Origin of the sequence: Sulfitobacter guttiformis (assembly GCF_003610455.1) — a bacterium.
Lineage (GTDB): Bacteria > Pseudomonadota > Alphaproteobacteria > Rhodobacterales > Rhodobacteraceae > Sulfitobacter > Sulfitobacter guttiformis.
Genome location: NZ_RAQK01000001.1, coordinates 138,523 through 155,952 on the forward strand (window position 1 = coordinate 138,523; position 17,430 = coordinate 155,952).

18 protein-coding genes are annotated in these 17,430 nt (G+C 57.3%); 11 read left to right on the plus strand and 7 right to left on the minus strand.

The window, feature by feature from the left end:
- Window positions 1–58 precede the first annotated feature (58 nt).
- The 7 genes from C8N30_RS00660 (at window position 59) to lexA (ending at window position 5,542) form a co-directional block, all read left to right on the plus strand.
- Complete coding sequence (locus C8N30_RS00660) at window positions 59–640, plus strand: anthranilate synthase component II (protein WP_025062560.1); 582 nt, start codon at window positions 59–61, stop codon at window positions 638–640.
- Window positions 637–1,653, plus strand: a complete 1,017-nt coding sequence (gene trpD, locus C8N30_RS00665; RefSeq protein WP_025062561.1) for an anthranilate phosphoribosyltransferase — start codon at window positions 637–639, stop codon at window positions 1,651–1,653. The genes C8N30_RS00660 and trpD overlap by 4 nt, the downstream gene beginning before the upstream one ends.
- Window positions 1,653–2,333 (plus strand): uracil-DNA glycosylase, encoded by a 681-nt coding sequence (locus tag C8N30_RS00670; protein ID WP_025062562.1) that lies wholly within the window; start codon window positions 1,653–1,655, stop codon window positions 2,331–2,333. The genes trpD and C8N30_RS00670 overlap by 1 nt, the downstream gene beginning before the upstream one ends.
- Window positions 2,330–3,142, plus strand: coding sequence for an indole-3-glycerol phosphate synthase TrpC (trpC, locus tag C8N30_RS00675; protein ID WP_025062563.1), 813 nt, complete (start codon window positions 2,330–2,332; stop codon window positions 3,140–3,142). The genes C8N30_RS00670 and trpC overlap by 4 nt, the downstream gene beginning before the upstream one ends.
- Window positions 3,142–3,615 (plus strand): cyclic pyranopterin monophosphate synthase MoaC, encoded by a 474-nt coding sequence (gene moaC, locus C8N30_RS00680; protein WP_025062564.1) that lies wholly within the window; start codon window positions 3,142–3,144, stop codon window positions 3,613–3,615. Before trpC ends, moaC begins: the two co-directional genes overlap by 1 nt.
- Window positions 3,612–4,784 (plus strand): molybdopterin molybdotransferase MoeA, encoded by a 1,173-nt coding sequence (locus tag C8N30_RS00685; RefSeq protein WP_025062565.1) that lies wholly within the window; start codon window positions 3,612–3,614, stop codon window positions 4,782–4,784. The genes moaC and C8N30_RS00685 overlap by 4 nt, the downstream gene beginning before the upstream one ends.
- Before the next feature lie 65 nt (window positions 4,785–4,849).
- Complete coding sequence (gene lexA / locus C8N30_RS00690; protein WP_025062566.1) at window positions 4,850–5,542, plus strand: transcriptional repressor LexA; 693 nt, start codon at window positions 4,850–4,852, stop codon at window positions 5,540–5,542.
- Between the two features lie 9 nt (window positions 5,543–5,551).
- Here lexA and C8N30_RS00695 read toward each other — a convergent pair whose 3' ends face one another.
- Entirely contained in the window at window positions 5,552–7,612 is a 2,061-nt protein-coding gene (locus tag C8N30_RS00695; protein WP_025062567.1) for a ComEC/Rec2 family competence protein, read from the minus strand.
- A 127-nt stretch (window positions 7,613–7,739) separates the two neighbouring features.
- Here C8N30_RS00695 and gltX point away from each other — a divergent pair, with 127 nt between their 5' ends.
- The 4 genes from gltX to C8N30_RS00715 all read left to right on the plus strand — a co-directional run bounded on the left by gltX (window position 7,740) and on the right by C8N30_RS00715 (window position 12,283).
- Complete coding sequence (gene gltX, locus C8N30_RS00700; RefSeq protein WP_025062568.1) at window positions 7,740–9,140, plus strand: glutamate--tRNA ligase; 1,401 nt, start codon at window positions 7,740–7,742, stop codon at window positions 9,138–9,140.
- Between the two features lie 119 nt (window positions 9,141–9,259).
- Window positions 9,260–10,555 (plus strand): citrate synthase, encoded by a 1,296-nt coding sequence (locus tag C8N30_RS00705; protein ID WP_025062569.1) that lies wholly within the window; start codon window positions 9,260–9,262, stop codon window positions 10,553–10,555.
- A gap of 395 nt (window positions 10,556–10,950) precedes the next feature.
- Window positions 10,951–11,898, plus strand: a complete 948-nt coding sequence (locus C8N30_RS00710) for a calcium-binding protein (RefSeq protein WP_025062570.1) — start codon at window positions 10,951–10,953, stop codon at window positions 11,896–11,898.
- A gap of 76 nt (window positions 11,899–11,974) precedes the next feature.
- Window positions 11,975–12,283: a hypothetical protein gene (locus C8N30_RS00715; protein ID WP_025062571.1), complete on the plus strand. Its 309-nt coding sequence runs from the start codon at window positions 11,975–11,977 to the stop codon at window positions 12,281–12,283.
- Between the two features lie 84 nt (window positions 12,284–12,367).
- On the opposite strand, the gene C8N30_RS00720 is transcribed toward C8N30_RS00715, so the two are convergent.
- The 6 genes from C8N30_RS00720 to ccmE form a co-directional block, all read right to left on the minus strand.
- Complete coding sequence (locus C8N30_RS00720) at window positions 12,368–13,144, minus strand: enoyl-CoA hydratase-related protein (protein WP_025062572.1); 777 nt, start codon at window positions 13,142–13,144, stop codon at window positions 12,368–12,370.
- Window positions 13,145–13,216: 72 nt separating this feature from the next.
- Window positions 13,217–13,669, minus strand: coding sequence for a cytochrome c-type biogenesis protein (locus tag C8N30_RS00725; protein ID WP_025062573.1), 453 nt, complete (start codon window positions 13,667–13,669; stop codon window positions 13,217–13,219).
- Entirely contained in the window at window positions 13,666–15,633 is a 1,968-nt protein-coding gene (locus C8N30_RS00730; RefSeq protein WP_025062574.1) for a heme lyase CcmF/NrfE family subunit, read from the minus strand. The genes C8N30_RS00725 and C8N30_RS00730 overlap by 4 nt, the downstream gene beginning before the upstream one ends.
- Window positions 15,634–15,709: 76 nt before the next feature.
- The gene (locus C8N30_RS00735; RefSeq protein WP_025062575.1) at window positions 15,710–16,282 is read right to left on the minus strand and encodes a holin family protein; all 573 of its coding nucleotides are present in this window, start codon (window positions 16,280–16,282) and stop codon (window positions 15,710–15,712) included.
- Window positions 16,273–16,899 carry a holin-associated N-acetylmuramidase gene (locus C8N30_RS00740; protein WP_025062576.1) on the minus strand — a complete coding sequence of 209 codons (627 nt, stop codon included), beginning with the start codon at window positions 16,897–16,899 and terminating at the stop codon, window positions 16,273–16,275. The genes C8N30_RS00735 and C8N30_RS00740 overlap by 10 nt, the downstream gene beginning before the upstream one ends.
- A 71-nt stretch (window positions 16,900–16,970) precedes the next feature.
- Window positions 16,971–17,414: a cytochrome c maturation protein CcmE gene (ccmE, locus tag C8N30_RS00745; RefSeq protein WP_025062577.1), complete on the minus strand. Its 444-nt coding sequence runs from the start codon at window positions 17,412–17,414 to the stop codon at window positions 16,971–16,973.
- Window positions 17,415–17,430: the final 16 nt, after the last annotated feature.

Here is a 17,430-nt window from a genome sequence, read left to right on the forward strand (position 1 = left end):
CAGCTTTATACCCCGTTTGCACCCCGTTTCTCTAGTCCTAATACGAAGTTTTCCCAAGATGCTCCTGTTGATCGATAACTATGACAGCTTCACCTATAATCTGGTGCACTATCTGGGGGCTTTGGGCGCGCAGATGGACATCCGCCGCAACGATACGCTGAGCGTGGACGAAGCGCTGGCGCTGCGCCCCGCAGGCATTGTGCTGTCGCCCGGTCCGTGTGATCCGTCACAGGCGGGCATCTGCATTGCTCTGACACACGCGGCGGCAGAGGCAGGCATCCCGCTGCTCGGGGTATGTCTGGGTCACCAGACGATCGGCGAAGCCTTCGGCGGAAAGGTTGTAAGAGCGGGCGAGATCGTGCACGGCAAAATGGGCCAGATGCACCACACCGGCAAGGGTCTGTTCACAAACCTGCCGACACCTTTTGCCGCCACCCGCTATCACTCGTTGATCGTCGAGCGTGCAAGCCTACCAGACTGTCTGGAGATCACTGCAGAGCTGGAGGATGGTACAATTATGGGGCTGCAACACCGCGATCTGCCGATCCACGGGGTCCAGTTCCATCCTGAATCCATCCGGTCTGAGCATGGCCATGCCCTGTTGGAGAATTTTCTCAAGGAGGTCAAAGAACCCGCATGAGTGAACAGCTTAAACCCCTGATTGACGCAGCCGCGAATGGTCCCCTGACACGCTTGCAGGCTGAAGAAGCCTTTGGCATCCTGTTCAACGGCGAGGCAACACCCAGCCAGATCGGCGGATTTTTGATGGCCCTGCGCACACGCGGCGAGACGGTGGATGAGTATGCCGCCGCCGCCGCAGTGATGCGCGCGAAATGCCATGCCGTTCGTGCGCCGGATGGCGCGATGGATATTGTCGGCACCGGCGGTGATGGAAAAGGCACGCTCAACATCTCTACCGCTACAGCCTTTGTCGTCGCTGGCGCAGGCGTGGTCGTGGCCAAACACGGCAACCGCAATCTGAGCTCTAAATCCGGTGCGGCGGATGCTCTGACGCAAATGGGGCTGAAAACGATGGTCGGCCCAAAGGTGGTTGAGCAAGCACTCAAAGAGGCGGGAATCGGGTTTATGATGGCGCCGATGCACCATCCTGCCATTGCCCATGTGATGCCCACACGCTCGGAGTTGGGGACGCGCACAATCTTTAATATTCTCGGGCCGCTGACGAACCCCGCAGGCGTCAAACGCCAGCTGACGGGCACCTACAGGCGCGATCTGACGCGCCCCATGGCCGAGACGCTGCTCGCGCTCGGGTCGGAAGCGGCATGGTTGGTCCACGGGTCGGACGGGACGGACGAATTGACCATCACCGGGGTGAGTTGGGTGAGCGCGCTGAAAGATGGCCAGATTACGGAAATTGAGATCCATCCAGAGGATGCGGGCCTGCCTGTGCACGCGTTCGAGACAATCGTCGGCGGTACGCCCGAAGAGAACGCAGCGGCATTCAATGCCCTTCTGGACGGCGAACAGTCGCCCTACCGCGATGCGGTTTTGCTAAATTCAGCCGCCGCCTTGGTAATTGCCGAAGCGGCCCCCGACCTCGGAACAGGGGTGGAGATAGCCCGCGCCAGCATAGATAGCGGCACTGCACGGGAAAAAATCACCGCAGTGGCCCGCATTACACAAGCAGGTTGATGTTCGAACTGGACCGCCTTGGCGCATGGGGGGAACTTGAGTTCTTCAGCCGGACTTTGCCCGACATTCAAGCACAGATTGCCGCTGACACCCGCACGGTCCTGCCGCCCTCGCAACTGGTTTTCAACGCCTTGGAGCGGGTGCAGCCTAACGACGTGCGCGTCGTCATACTGGGACAAGACCCTTATCATACTGTGGGTAAGGCAGACGGGCTTGCGTTCTCGATCACAGCCGACTTCGGAGGTCGCCTTGATAGTCTGGGTAATATCCTCAAGGAATTGCGCGATGATACAGGCACAGTCCGAACCCGCACCCAGCTTGATGACTGGGCGGATCAAGGCGTGCTGTTGCTCAACACAATCCTGACTGTGCCCGAGGGCTTGCCGAAAGGACATGCGAAGCTTGGCTGGCAAACCCTCACCGGCCAAATACTGCGCCATCTGGCCACTGCCCCGCGTGCCTATTTGCTCTGGGGTGGGCCGGCGCATAAAGCCGCGCAGGAGGTTGAAGCAAGCATGAACTTCAAATTGCTCTCCTCCCACCCCTCGCCTTTGGGCGTTACAAAGAGGGGCGCGACTTTTGAGGCATTTCGCGGCTCAAAACCCTTTAGCCGCACCAATGCGTGGTTGCGCAGCCAAGGGCATGGGTCCATAAACTGGAGCGATCCGGAGGCACTATGACACAGACAATCCTAGAGAAAATCAAAGCCTACAAGCTCGAAGAAATTGCCGCCGACAAGGCCGCCGTACCCTTAGAGGAGGTCGAGGCGCTGGCTGCGGCTGCGCCACCTGTACGCCCCTTTGCGGATGCTCTCCTCACGGCGTCGATTGAGAATTACGGTCTGATCGCAGAGATAAAAAAGGCCAGCCCATCAAAAGGGTTGATCCGCGCTGATTTTGATCCTTCCGCTCTTGCGAAGGCCTATGAGGATGGCGGTGCGACCTGCCTGTCCGTGCTGACCGACACGCCCAGCTTTCAGGGTGCAAAGCAGTTTCTGATAGATGCCCGCGCCGCCTGCGACCTGCCGGTACTGCGCAAGGATTTCATGTATGACACCTATCAGGTCGCCGAGGCGCGCAGCATGGGCGCTGATTGCATATTGATCATCATGGCAAGTGTGTCGGATGCGCAGGCCGCCGAGCTTGAGGATGCAGCCACCCAATATGGCATGGACGCCCTGATAGAGACCCATAACGCCGCAGAGGTGGAGCGTGCTTTACTCCTCAAATCGCGCATGATCGGGATTAACAATCGCAACCTGAACACCTTCGAAACTTCGTTGGACACCACCCGTACCCTGTCAAAACACGTTCCCGGCGAGCGGATGATCGTGTGCGAAAGCGGGCTGAACACAGCGCAGGACCTTGCCGACATGGCGCGCTTCGGCGCGCGGACATTCCTGATCGGCGAAAGCCTGATGCGTCAGGAGGATGTCGCCGGTGCCACACGCAATCTGCTGGCCAATCCCCTGCGCGCAGGAGGTATGTAATGTCGTTGACGCATTTCGACGGAGACGGACATGCCCATATGGTGGATGTCTCGGGCAAAGCGGTGACAGCGCGCATTGCGACCGCCGAGAACTTTATCCAGATGCAGCCCGAAACATTCGATATAATTACCCAAGGGCGCGCCAAGAAAGGCGATGTTCTGGGGGTTGCCCGCCTCGCTGGAATTATGGCCGCCAAGAAAACTTCCGATCTTATTCCGCTGTGCCACCCGCTGCCGATCACATCGGTTTCGGTTGATCTGGTACCCGATGCCGCCCTGCCCGGCATACGCATCACGGCCACTGTCAAAACCACCGGTCAAACAGGTGTCGAGATGGAAGCGTTGACAGCTGCATCTATTGCCGCTCTGACAGTTTATGACATGAGCAAGGCCGTAGACAAAACCATGGAAATCGGCGGTTTACGCGTCACCCTTAAAGACGGCGGGAAATCAGGCCGACATACGCTACCATGATCACCGTTGAACAGGCTTTGGCAGAGTTGTTCGCACTGGTCACGCCCATGCAAATCGAGGAAATACCCCTGCGCGCGGCGTCTGGCCGTGTGCTGGCCCGCGACGTTGTCGCACAGCGCAGCCAGCCTCCTTTTGCCGCCTCTTCCATGGACGGCTACGCGCTGCGCCGTGCCGAGGTGGAGCCGGACGCCATGTTCAAAGTGGTCGGCGAGGCTGCTGCAGGCCACCGCTATAACGGCACGCTGAGGGCGGGACAGGCAGTGCGGATCTTTACCGGTGCGCCGGTGCCTGACGGTGCTGATTTTGTAGTCATACAAGAAGACGTGACGCGTCGTGGCGATTTGATCACCCTCGGTCACCGGATCGGGGAGAAGGACAACATCCGCCCCGCTGGCGGCGACTTTACTACCGGGCAGACTGTATCGGCTCCACTCAGGTTGCGCCCTGCCGATATTGCCTTGCTGGCCGCGATGAATGTGCCAATTGTACCAGTCTTTCGCAAACCCGTTGTCGCGATCATCGCCACCGGCGACGAACTCGTTCAACCGGGCGAAATGCCAGGACCGGACCAGATCATCGCATCGAACACCTACGGCCTTGCCGCGCAACTCGACGCGCTAGGGGCCGATGCCCGTTTGATGCCCATTGCACGTGACACGACCGCTTCGCTCCTGCGCGCATTCGAACTGGCACAGGGCGCCGACATGATCATAACCATCGGTGGTGCGTCTGTCGGCGATCATGATCTGGTTGCTCCGGTCGCCGCGCAACTGGGCATGAGCCAGTCGTTTTACAAAGTCGCAATGCGCCCCGGAAAGCCGCTGATGGCAGGTAAGCTGGGCGGATCGATCATGGTCGGTTTACCCGGCAATCCGGTATCCGCGCTGGTTTGTGGCGTGGTCTTCGTGGCGCCAATGCTGCGGGCCATGCTGGGATTGGGGCAAGCGGCCGCACCCCGCAGGTCAGTTCCGCTGGCCGTTGACATGCCCGCCAATGGCCCACGCGAGCATTATATGCGTGCGAGCCTTGTCCAAGGCCGCGTAATCCCCGCCACCCAACAAGACAGCTCGCTGTTGACCGTATTGGCGGGCGCAAACGCCCTGCTGGTGCGCGCAGCGGATGAGCCGGCATTGAATGCCGGGTCAATGGTTGAGGTTATCGACCTCTAAACTCGTTGACACAAAACAAGAACGTCCCTAGAACAAAAAGAGACATAATAACCAGGGGATGTGCAGTGCTGACCAAAAAACAGCTTGATTTGTTAGCCTTTATTCACAAACGCGTTCAGCGTGACGGAGTACCGCCAAGCTTTGACGAAATGAAAGAAGCGCTTGATCTGCGGTCGAAATCGGGCATTCACCGCCTGATTACTGCTCTTGAGGAGCGCGGATTTATCCGCCGTCTGGCCCACCGCGCGCGCGCCATCGAGGTTGTAAAACTGCCCGACAGTATGACAGGTGCAGGTTTCCAGCCGCGCGTGATTAACGGTGACCGCCCCGATACGCCGCCGCCTGCCCGCGCCCTGCCCGTTAGCAGCGTCGAGGCAACCGAACTGGACGTGATGGGCAAAATCGCCGCCGGTGTCCCGATCGAGGCGATAAACCAGCGCTCCTATGGTGTGACAGTTCCGAACGCGATGCTGTCAGGTGCCGGCGCGCATTACGCCCTTGAGGTCAAAGGCGATTCGATGATCGAGGCCGGTATCAATGACGGTGATGTCGTAGTGATCCGTGAAACCGAAGTGGCCGAAAACGGCGATATCGTCGTTGCATTGGTCGAGGATCACGAGGCAACACTCAAACGGTTCAAGCGCAGCGGCTCTTCCATCGCGCTCGAGGCGGCGAACCCCGCGTATGAGACGCGTGTATACCCTGCGGATATGGTCAAGGTTCAAGGGCGTCTTGTTGGGCTGATCCGCTCCTACTGACGGGCTTGCTTAGTCTTTATTGCGCCGTGCATACCGCTCAGGTGTGCGCGGCGTTTTGCGTTCAGGCCAATAGGTCCACAACCGATCCCCCGAAGCAGTGCGTGCAGTCTGCGCCATTTCGAGCCCCTGCGCACCAAATCGGTAGGCCAGCGCGCCGGTCTGTTTGAGGCTGTCGGGATCATGCACCACACAGGGCAAATCCTGAGGATCGAATTTAACGGAACTTACTACAACTTGCCCCCTAACGCAGCCCTTGAACGCTTCGACGGCGCGCTTGCCCGACAGGTGCATGATAGCAGTGCTATTCGCATCCCAGCGCGCATTGGCAACACCCTGATCACTGCCATCGCCATCATTTTCGAGCCAGTTGCGCGCCGCAAAGCCGGCGCCCCGCGCCTTGCTCAGTGCGCGTCCCTCCAGCGTCATGACCCCCACCAGCGTACCGGTATCAGAGATGAGAACGTCAGGCCGTTGCGTGCCTGACCAGATCAAAAATGACGCGGCAATTGCCACAAGCCCGCCCCAGCGCAGGCGCCCGCGCCACAGGATCAGCGTGAGGAATCCCAGCGCCAGGAGCGGCAAAACCGCCGCATCCGGCCCCACGACATAACTGCGCGATTGTGGCAGGGCAGTAACGAAATGCGCCACCGCAAGGATCCACCACACGCCAAAGCTCATCAGCCAGAGGCCGACAATCTCAAGTCCGATAGGGGCCAGCACCACCGCGACCACGGCCGCGGGAATGACAAGCACCCCCATTAACGGCACGGAGACAAGGTTAGCCAGCAATCCATATTGGGCGATCGCGTTGAAATGCGCGGCGCCGATCGGCGCAGTGGCAATGCCCGCAACGGCAGAGGAAATCACAACCGCGCTCACCGGTTTGAGCCAGCCCGGACCCATCGAGATTTTTTCATCACGTATCCAGCCGAACACTGCGACCAGAGCGGTCGTGGCAGCAAAGGACATCTGGAACCCCGGACCCATCAGGGCCTCGGGCCGCAGAACCAGCACAATTGTCGCTGCAATTGCAACGCCTCTCAAGCTGATCGCCCGACGCCCGATCATCAGCGCCACTAATGCCACCGCCACCATGATAAATGCCCGCTGGGTGGCAACATTTCCTCCCGACAGCGCCAGATACCCCGCCGCCGCGACAAGCGCACCGGCTGCCGCGATACTGCGCGCGGGCACGCGCAGGGCGAGAGGCGGCACAAGCGCAAGGGCGATGCGCAGCGCGGCAAATACCACACCCGACATCAAGCCCATATGCAGCCCCGATATGGCCAGCAGATGCGCCAGATTGCTGGCCCTGAGCGCGTCGAGGGCCTGCTGGCTGATGGCAGAGCGGTCGCCGGTGGTAATAGCGGCAGCAAAACCACCCACATCTCCTGCCAGCACTTCCTGAATGCGCGCAGAGGCGGCCATGCGAACCCGGAAAACACCCAAGCCACCCGCAGGCTCAGCGACGCCCATCAACGGTGTGCGGGCATATCCCACCGCCCCCAGACCGATAAACCAAGCGTGTCGCTGAAAATCAAACCCGCCCGGTTCAACGGAGCCGGAAGGGGGCGATAAATGGCCGGTAATCATCACCCGCAGCCCCGGTTCGGGTGGAATATCACTGCTTCGGTCACCAAGCAGGGACAGCCGCACACGAAGCGGGGTGCGCTCAGGCGAGACACGGTCGAGTACAACGTGGTCAAGCGTTAGACGCAGCGCATCCGAACCGGAGCGGTCAATGGCGACGACACGCCCCTCGACAGCGCCGTAGTAGCGAAAACCTAGGACAGGCCCTGCAACGGAATGCGCCCGTGCAGACGCCAGCAGCACACCTAGACAGACCAATAACCCCGCAACCGCAAGAGGGCGCGCAGGCTCTGGCAGACCGCGCGCGAAGGCAGCACAAAATAGCCCTGCAAGAGCGACCCGACCCAAATGGATCATCGATGGCTCGAACCCCAGTTGGAAATAGAGACCGACACCGACTGCCAGAAACACCGGCACCCAGCCAAACAGCGCCCCCCGCTGGGCGCGCATCATTTCGGCAAAGCTTTGCGCCACGCCCATTGCTTGCCCCCGTTCGCTTCACTGGATACATGTTTCCAAACCTATCAGCGCCATGGTTACCAAATCGTAAACATGACCGCAGAGTTAATACTGCTACTGCCCCTGCCCACCCCCGAAAGGACCTCATATGTGCTCTGAAATCGTTACCCGCTTTGCTCCGTCACCCACGGGTTTTCTGCACATCGGGGGCGCGCGCACCGCACTGTTCAACTGGCTTTATGCCCGCGGACGCGGCGGCAAATTTTTGTTGCGGATCGAAGATACAGACCGCGCCCGCTACACCCCCGAGGCGACAGCAGCTATCTTGCAGGGGTTGGCGTGGCTTGGGCTTGATCACGATGGCGAGGTGGTAAGCCAGCATGAAATGGCACCGCGTCACGCGGAAGTTGCACACGAATTGCTCGCAAAAGGTGCCGCGTTCAAGTGTTTCGCGACTCAGGATGAAATCGAGGCTTTCCGCGAGACTGCGCGCGCCGAAGGCAAAAGTACGCTCTACCGCTCGCCGTGGCGCAATGCGGATACTTCTACACATCCTGATGCGCCGTTTGTGATCCGCATCAAAGCACCCGATGCGGGCAAGACAGTCATCCGCGACACTGTGCAGGGAGATGTGACCATTGATAACGCCCAGCTGGACGACATGATCCTGCTGCGCTCGGATGGCTCTCCGGTATATATGCTGGCTGTCGTCGTGGACGATCACGACATGGGCGTTACGCACGTAATCCGTGGTGATGACCACCTCAACAATGCGGCGCGGCAGATGATGATCTATCACGGCATGGGTTGGAACGTGCCGGTTTGGTCGCACATCCCGCTTATCCACGGTGATGACGGCAAGAAATTAAGCAAACGTCACGGCGCATTGGGCGCACAGGAATATCAGGCTATGGGCTATCCTGCGGCGGGCATGCGCAATTATCTGGCCCGCCTCGGATGGAGCCATGGTGACGACGAGTTTTTCAGTGATGAGCAGGCGAAAGAGTGGTTCGACATTGATGCAATCCGCAAAAGCCCTGCACAGTTTGACCTTAAAAAGCTGGAAAATATTTGCGGCCAACACATCGCAGTAGCAGATGATGCTGCACTGCGGCACGAAGTCGAAGGCTATCTGGCGGCAGCACGCCTCCCTGCCCTAAGCGACGCACAGTCATCAGGATTGGAGCGTGCGCTGTATTGCCTGAAGGAGAGAGCCAAGACATTACCGGAACTCGTTGAAAAGGGTCATTTTATCCTGACATCACGCCCTATTGAGTGCGACGAGAAAGCTGCAAAAAACCTTGATACGGTATCCCGTAGTATACTGGGAGAATTGACGCCGCACCTGCAAGATGCTAGCTGGGACAAAGAAACTCTCGAAGAGGTTTTGAACGGTTTTGCTGCCGCACGCGACACCAAGTTCGGCAAGCTGGCCGGACCACTGCGTGCAGCCCTTGCAGGGCGGGCCGTGACACCTTCGGTTTTCGATATGATGCTGGTGCTGGGCCGCGACGAGACATTGGCCCGCCTGACAGATGCCGCAACCTGAGACAGAAATACATCTGTCATTAGGATGTAGTGGATAAGAAATATAAGGATGCAACGGCCAGACCCGTCGCAGACCGGGCTGCCGACAGGCACCCACAGCCAACCTAGAAGGGGACAAGCATGGCCGAGAGTACAAAACACGCGACGCTGACAATTGGAGATAAAACGGTAGAACTGCCGATTTTCACACCTACAGCCGGTCCTGACGTTATCGACATCCGCAAGCTTTATGCACAGGCAGGGGTCTTTACCTACGATCCCGGTTTCACGTCGACAGCATCTTGCGATAGCACGATCACCTTCATTGACGGTGATGAGGGGATTTTGACCCATCGTGGCTATGCCATTGGCGAGCTGGCGGAAAAATCCCACTATCTCGAAGTTTGCTATCTGCTGCTCAATGGTGAGCTCCCCTCACCCGCAGAGCTCGAAGATTTTGAAGCTCTGGTGACCAATCACACCATGATCCACGAGCAAATGCACAATTTCTTCCGTGGCTTCCGCCGCGATGCGCATCCGATGGCAACTATGGTGGGCGTGGTCGGTGCGATGTCCGCGTTTTATCATGACAGCACCGATATTGCTGACCCTTGGCAGCGCGAGGTCGCCTCGATCCGTCTGATCGCCAAGATGCCGACGATTGCTGCGATGGCTTATAAATACAGCATCGGCCAGCCGTTCGTCTATCCGCGCAACGATCTGGATTACGCGTCCAACTTCCTGCGCATGTGTTTTTCTGTGCCAGCCGAGGATTACGTCGTCGATCCAATTCTGAGCCGCGCCATGGACCGGATTTTCACGCTACATGCCGATCACGAGCAGAACGCATCGACATCGACAGTGCGGCTGGCGTCCTCCTCCGGCGCGAACCCGTTTGCCTGTATCGCGGCGGGTATTGCGTGTCTTTGGGGCCCTGCCCATGGCGGCGCAAATCAAGCGTGTCTCGAAATGCTCAAGGAAATCGGCACGCCGGACCGTATCCCTGAGTTTATTGCCCGCGCCAAGGACAAGAACGACCCCTTCCGCCTCATGGGCTTTGGCCACCGCGTCTATAAAAACTTTGATCCGCGCGCCACTGTTATGAAGCAATCCGCCGACGAGGTGCTTGAGCTTTTGGGTGTCGAGAACAACCCGATCTTGCAAGTCGCCAAAGAGCTGGAGAAACAGGCGCTGGAGGATCCGTACTTCGCGGACAAGAAGCTGTTCCCGAATGTCGACTTTTATTCCGGTATCATTCTGGAAGCGATGGGCTTCCCGACATCGATGTTCACGCCAATCTTTGCGCTGGCACGGACCGTTGGCTGGATTTCTCAGTGGAAAGAGCAGCTTAATGATCCACAACTGAAAATTGGCCGTCCGCGTCAATTGTATCAGGGTGCGGATTTACGCGCCTATGTGGACATCGAAAAGCGCTAAGCTTTTCGTTGCCGTTAATACCTCAAAAACCGGATGCGATGCGCTTCCGGTTTTTTTATGCCCAGTAGTATTGCCCCAGTGTCCTAGGTGTAGTGCGCCGTGCATATCCGCGCGGCTGCGCAGATTGCCGAGGGACACTGAAAGAGCGGCCTAGCCTCCGGGTGCGAACGAATCATTCATGTTTGCCTGCTGCTCCCTAAGCCGCCTACCGTATAATCACCAAAAATAGGCGGGATTATGCACAGCGGACTTGCCACAATCGAAACAGAAAAACTAAAAACTGGGCAAAATTATGGCATTGTTTCGGCAGGGGCCACAATGATTAAGGCAAGCTTGACCGGTCCTGAAAACACTGCGTATCCATAATATAAGAACGTCATATAGAGGATATGGTTATGCTACTTTTACTTTCATTCGCACTGCCGCTAGCCATTCTGGGCTTTGGTTTAAACGGAGACGACGACGAAGAAGAAGTTGTTGAGCAGGAAGGCACCGAAGAAGGCGACCGTCTTGAGGGTACCGAAGGCAGCGACTTTATTGACGGTCTCGAAGGCGATGACGTAATGAATGGTCGCGCCGGAAATGACACAATCTTTGGCCGCGACGGTGACGACATTCTGCAAGGTGAAGATGGCGATGATATGCTGTGTTCCGGTGATGGCGATGACTTTGTCACAGGCAACGTCGGGCAGGACTTGATCGAAGGTCAGGGTGGCGACGACTTCGTCTCTGGCGATTACGGCTTCGATACTGTGAACGGTGACGAAGGAAATGATACTGTCGTTGGCGGCCGTGGCGGTGACATGGTTAACGGCGGCGAAGGCGATGATCTCGTATTTGGTGGTATCCTTGAGGGTCTGCCGTTGAACCTCGATCAGATGACTGCACTGCGTGATGGCGCGTCAATGTATGACGTTACAGACGGCATCGATATGCGTGATGACAGTGTGGGTAACACGCTGAGCGGTGGCGCAGGCGATGATAACCTGATCCTCGGCTCGGGCGACATTGCAGACGGCAACGAGGGTGCGGATACGTTCCACATCATGTCGGAACAGAACGGCACGATGGCACCGACCATTGTAAACTTCGAACTGGATACTGATGCGCTGACCATCATCGTCGACGATGTGGACACAGATCTTGAAGTCTCTGTAACCGACGAAGCGGGCGACTCGGTTATCCGTCTCGGCGACAATGTTCTTGCACGGGTAACGGGCACCGCAGGGTCCATTACAGCGGCCGATGTTACGCTGATCTCGGAGGCTGAGGTTGAAACACTGTTCGATCCCAACCCCGTAGTTATCGCACCTGCAGTAGCACCTGCTGCGACTGTCAGCTGATCAAGATTGATCTGAGGGGTGGCACTTACCCTGCCCCTCACAAAATCTGAATGCTAACCCGAAAGGAGTTCCCCCCATGCCCCTTACGACATTTCACGACCGGCGTTATCAGTGGTCCCAAGCGAAAAGTCTGATGCCTCCTCAGGCACAGTGCGAGCGAGGCCCCCAAGGTGCGCTGGTTCCTGACAGTGACGAGGAAATGGACCACATCGCAGTGGTCTACGACAAAGGCGAAACACCTCCGAAAATCACGATCAAACAGGTGTCAGGTTCGGTGCATCAGGTATTTGCAGACGGTATTGCAGTTGCAATCGTTGCACGGGCGTCAGGCGATGCGCCCAACCCCTCTGATGTTTTGCTGGTCGAGCGCGGCGTTCATTCATAACATCTGCGTTCTATATTCGCTAACTATATTCGCTAAAAAAGGCCGCTGCATCATTGGTGCAGCGGCCTTTTTTATGTAGTAAGATTAGCGTCCTTCAAAAGAGGCGGGCCGTTTCTCCATAAAGGCCAGCACCCCTTCCTTGAAATCACGCGAATTTCCACATTTCCCCTGTTCTTGCGCTTCGAGGGTCAGCTGGTCCTCAAAATCATTGTTCCAGCTTTCGCGGAGCACTGTTTTCACAGCAGCATAAGCAGCAGTTGGGCCTGCAGCCAGATGCGCGGCCTTAGCGCGCCAATGTGCGTTAAATTTGTGATCTTCCACTGCTTCCCAGATCATACCCCAGTCGTCAGCCTGCCGAGCACTGATTTTATCTGCAAACAGCGCTGCCCCCATCGCCTTTGCCATGCCCATCTGGCGCGGCATGCTATATGTTCCACCCGCGTCCGGGATCAGGCCGATGCGGGTAAAGGCCTGTAAGAAATACGCACTCTGAGTTGCAAAAACCACATCCGTGGCCAACGCCAGATTGGCCCCTGCCCCCGCCGCCGCACCATTGACCGCTGCGATTGTGGGCACCGGACAGCCCGAAATTGCGCGCAACATCGGTGCGTATTCATCACGAAGTGTGCGCTCCAAATCGATCGATCCACTTGCCGCTGCATCACCTAGATCCTGACCTGAGCAAAACGCCTTGCCTGCGCCCGTGATCACGACCACCCGCGCCTCACGGCCACCCTGCTTGAAAGCATGCTCTATCTCGGCGCGCATCTGTGTGGTTAACGCGTTATACTTGTCTGCGCGATCCATAGTGATGACAGCCATGCCATCATTCAACTCGTAGGTAATTGTCTGGTAGTCCATAGCGCCCTCGCTGGTTTCGACGTTTGCGCCGACACTATCACAAGTGCCCGGACCTTCCAGCGCAACGGGGCGTTACTTGTTCAGGATGTCGCGCAGGGCCGCAGCTTCATCCGCGCTCAGAGCATCGTCTTGAGGCGCTTTAGCACCGGCACGGCCGCGCACATAACTCACACCTACAACACCCGCTAATAGCAGCATCAGCGGTCCAGCCGCCCAGAGAAGCCAGTTTGCGCCACCGAATGTGGGTTTGAGCAAGACAAATTCGCCGTATCGCGCCACGATGTAATTTAGTGCCGCCTGATCACTATCACCCGCAACCAGTCGCTCGCGGACAAGAAGGCGCAGGTCTTTCGAAATGGGCGCATTACTCTCATCAATGCTTTCGCTTTGGCAAACCGGACATCGTAGCCCTTTGGACAGTTCAAGTGCACGGAGCTCCAACACAGGGTCGGACAAAACTTCATCTGGCTCGACTGCAAACAAAGGCGTCGCTACCAGAGCAAGAATTAGGATCAGACGTTTCATTCCGCAGGCACCGCCGCACGCTTTTCTTTGCGTGCACTTACGCCGACGCGGAAACGGCGGTCGAGCAGACTAAACAGCCCTCCAAGCGCCATAAGCGCACATCCGACCCAGATCCAGCTGGTCATGACTTTTATATAGGTCCGCACAGCCCAGCCGCCATTCTCCTGTTCGTCTCCGATCACAAGATACAGATCGCGCTTCCAGTTCTGATGAATAGCCGCCTCGGTTGTTGGCATCTGTGCAACGGGATAAAACCGTTTTTCGGGTGCCAGCGTTGCAATTTCCTTACCGTCCTGCGTCACGTCTATCACGGCGGTCGTTGCGACATAATTAGGGCCATTGCTATTGGTCACACTACGCAGAACCATCTCGTATCCGTGGACCTCAAATGGTACATTGATCTGCGCCACGCGAATATCCTCGACTGTCCAAGCATAAATACCTGCCACGCCGAGAATGGTGATCCCAAGCCCCGCATGAGCAGTCGCTTTGCCCCAATCTGCCCCCGGCAACCGGAACAGGCGGCGCAAACGGTTTGGCCCACGCCCCGTGCGCTGTGCCAGATCAATGACGACCCCCATCAGAACCCATGCACCAAGGAACATGCCAACCGGCCCGATCAGACTACGGCCCGTCTGCATCGCCCATACCAAACCACCAATCGCCAAACAGGCAACAAACGCATAGCGCAAGGGGTATAGGGCACGCGACATACTTGCCCGCTTCCACGGCATGCTCGATCCAATGGGCAGTGCGATTCCCAGCAGCACCATAAACGGTGTGAAGGCAGCGTCAAAAAACGGTGGGCCCACGCTCAGCTTACGATCGAAAAACATCTCCGCCAGGAGCGGCCACATGGTCCCCACAAACACAACAAAGCACGAGACTGCCAAAAGTAGGTTGTTCACAACCAGCGCACTCTCGCGACTGGCAAGGCCGAAAACGCCCTTTGCCTGCATCGCGCCTGCGCGCACTGTAAACAGAATAAGCGCCCCCCCCATAAAGAACGCCATGATCCCGAGGATAAATACCCCCCTGTCGGGATCATTCGCAAAAGCATGTACCGAAGTCAGCAGACCCGAGCGGACGATGAAGGTACCGATCAGGGAAAAGCCGAAAGCAAGGATTGCCAACAGAATAGTCCAGCTTTTAAGCGCCTCGCGCTTTTCCACCACAATAGCGGAGTGCAGGAGGGCTGCGGCCAGCAGCCATGGCATAAAGCTTGCGTTTTCAACCGGATCCCAGAACCAAAAGCCGCCCCACCCAAGCTCGTAATAGGCCCACCATGATCCGAGTGCGATACCGATGGTAAGGAATATCCACGCAGCCAGCGTCCATGGACGCACCCACCGGCCCCATGCGGCGTCTACCCGCCCCTCAATCAGGGCAGCGACTGCAAAGCTGAACGCCATGCTGAGGCCCACATAACCCAGATATAGAAAGGGGGGATGGAATGCCAAACCCGGATCTTGCAGAAGTGGGTTCAAGTCCTGACCATCGAAAGGCGGGACCGCCATGCGGGCAAACGGATTTGAGGTCAGCAGGATAAATGCCATAAAAGCGACCCCAATCGAGGCCTGCACTGCAAGCACCCTTGCGCGCAGAGTCGTTGGCAGTTGCGCGCCAAACCACGCAGCCATCGCCCCGAAAAGCGCCACAATCAGCACCCACAAAAGCATCGAGCCTTCGTGATTTCCCCATGTTCCGCTGATTTTATAAATCATCGGCTTCATAGAGTGGCTGTTCGCGACGACAACAGACAGGCTAAAATCGGAGGTGACAAAGGCCCATGTCAGCGCGCCGAAGGATGCTGCAACCAGCAAAAACTGCACCGTAGCAGCAGGTTCCGCGACGGCCATCCAGCCGGACCACCCCTTGGCGGCCCCAACCAGTGGTACAATCATCTGAATCACAGCAACACCGAAGGCGAGCAGGAGGGCGAAATGTCCAAGTTCTGTAATCATGTATCCTTCATAGCCGCAGCAGACTGTTCTTCCAATCACATTCCGCTTGAAAACATATGGTCAAACAGCCGCAGCCTTACCGCCCCTCAAGCCATTCGCGCAGTGCCAGATTATCCTCCGCTCCAAGCGCCTGCGTGCTCAGGCGCGCATCAAAGCCGGGGCTGGCAACTCCTACAGAATCAGACCTCAGTCTGGAAATCATCTCAATGTTCTCCACAACCTTAGGTGCCAGTTTTACTGTCTCGACAATGCTGCGCTGGAACTCTTGGGTTTTCACCTGATGACGTGCCCCGAAGTAAAATGACACAACGACGCCCAACAACCACCAAAGAGGCTCCGGTACCAAGGCAATGCCCTGCATACGCTCCGCAAACCACAGCGGCGCCACCATCGCCGACACAAACAGCCCAAGCGTCCCTAGCGCCAGTGCAGGACGGGGTAACCGGTTTACCCCGTCCATAAACTTGTCAAACCCGCCTTTCACCGGCGCGCTGAACTCCTCGCCGTATTGGTTCATCGCCTGACTTTGCGCTTTGGCACCTCGGTCCGCACCTGCCTCTGCATTCTCGCGAAATACTTCGACGGTGTCGCGCACCAGATTGCGGTCTCCGCCAAATAATGTCCCGAACAGATTCTCGATCATACCCATTGTGCTGTCCTTGCTTTGAATTGCTCTGCTGTGAGGTGGTATTTCGGTGCGATAAACTCCTCTGCCCGTTTGATCCAACCGCCCTTCCCACCTGCCTGAGTGCGCGCGTACTTACGACTCGCCGTGCGCCTGTCTGCCAGCCGGAAGTAATAATTACGGCGTGCAATCCCGTAGGCATTGATCAGATGATCCGGCCCAGCACGGTATGCCGCGCGCACAGCAGCCAGACTTTGTGGTCCCAATGCGCCATCGACAGTCACATCGTAGCCCATCTCAAACAGCAGCCCTTGCAGAATCTTCACCGCATTGCTGCCTGCGTTGACATACATATCGAACACTGTCGCCTGAAGCGGCGGCGGCAGTTCCGCAATCAACGGACGACTAAAATAGTGTTCGAGAAAAGTATCAACTGCCTGTACCCGTGTCAGCCGGCGCACATCGGCGGAGGTAATTGTACCGTCGCGGTCCAAATCGAGGCCGAGCCGCCGCATCGTGTGGATTGTCACGCCGAAATTCGTAGCCCCGCCCGGATCATCGGGATCGTTCACATATCCGCCCTCTCGCGCGACAATTCCTTCGGCGGTATGTCTGACATCCGGTGACACAAGTATCTGCATGGCTTTCCCCTCATTGCTGGGGGAAATCTGGCCTGAACAATGTTAACAGCCGCTCACCGGAGCGTACGGTATCAGCTTTCAGGTTCTTTATAAACGCCTTGTGCTTTAAGTGCGTCAACAACCTCTTTAGGCATGTAGGTCTCGTCATGTCTGGCAAGAATTTCAGTCGCTTGAAATACGCCGTTAATGTATCTTCCGGTGCCTACCATGCCTTCGTTTTCGCCAAACAGATCAGGCAACACCCCTGTATAGGTTACAGGCACACTCGCACCGCCATCGGTCACGGAAAAACTTATCTCCTCTCCCTGACCTCGCCGCAATGTACCTTTCTCGACCAGTCCCCCGATGCGGAAAACCTCTGAAGGGGCTGGCGGTTCTGCCATCACCTGACTGGGCGCGCGAAAAAAGTTGATCCCGTCGCGCATCCCATACCCGATCAGTGCGGTCGATCCGATCAAAGCCACAACTGCCACGGCAATCAGTTGAATACGCCGCTGTTTTTTCAGGCTTTTCATCGGAACCTCATTTCGG

Coding starts and splice junctions, on each gene's coding strand:
- C8N30_RS00705 (WP_025062569.1), top strand. CDS start 9,260: ATGGCCGAGAGTACAAAACACGCGACGCTGACAATTGGAGATAAAACG.
- ccmE (WP_025062577.1), bottom strand. CDS start 17,414: ATGAAAAGCCTGAAAAAACAGCGGCGTATTCAACTGATTGCCGTGGCA.
- C8N30_RS00725 (WP_025062573.1), bottom strand. CDS start 13,669: ATGAAACGTCTGATCCTAATTCTTGCTCTGGTAGCGACGCCTTTGTTT.
- moaC (WP_025062564.1), top strand. CDS start 3,142: ATGTCGTTGACGCATTTCGACGGAGACGGACATGCCCATATGGTGGAT.
- C8N30_RS00735 (WP_025062575.1), bottom strand. CDS start 16,282: ATGGGTATGATCGAGAATCTGTTCGGGACATTATTTGGCGGAGACCGC.
- trpC (WP_025062563.1), top strand. CDS start 2,330: ATGACACAGACAATCCTAGAGAAAATCAAAGCCTACAAGCTCGAAGAA.
- C8N30_RS00720 (WP_025062572.1), bottom strand. CDS start 13,144: ATGGACTACCAGACAATTACCTACGAGTTGAATGATGGCATGGCTGTC.
- C8N30_RS00670 (WP_025062562.1), top strand. CDS start 1,653: ATGTTCGAACTGGACCGCCTTGGCGCATGGGGGGAACTTGAGTTCTTC.
- C8N30_RS00695 (WP_025062567.1), bottom strand. CDS start 7,612: ATGGGCGTGGCGCAAAGCTTTGCCGAAATGATGCGCGCCCAGCGGGGG.
- C8N30_RS00730 (WP_025062574.1), bottom strand. CDS start 15,633: ATGATTACAGAACTTGGACATTTCGCCCTCCTGCTCGCCTTCGGTGTT.
- C8N30_RS00715 (WP_025062571.1), top strand. CDS start 11,975: ATGCCCCTTACGACATTTCACGACCGGCGTTATCAGTGGTCCCAAGCG.
- C8N30_RS00710 (WP_025062570.1), top strand. CDS start 10,951: ATGCTACTTTTACTTTCATTCGCACTGCCGCTAGCCATTCTGGGCTTT.
- C8N30_RS00685 (WP_025062565.1), top strand. CDS start 3,612: ATGATCACCGTTGAACAGGCTTTGGCAGAGTTGTTCGCACTGGTCACG.
- C8N30_RS00740 (WP_025062576.1), bottom strand. CDS start 16,899: ATGCAGATACTTGTGTCACCGGATGTCAGACATACCGCCGAAGGAATT.
- gltX (WP_025062568.1), top strand. CDS start 7,740: ATGTGCTCTGAAATCGTTACCCGCTTTGCTCCGTCACCCACGGGTTTT.
- C8N30_RS00660 (WP_025062560.1), top strand. CDS start 59: ATGCTCCTGTTGATCGATAACTATGACAGCTTCACCTATAATCTGGTG.
- trpD (WP_025062561.1), top strand. CDS start 637: ATGAGTGAACAGCTTAAACCCCTGATTGACGCAGCCGCGAATGGTCCC.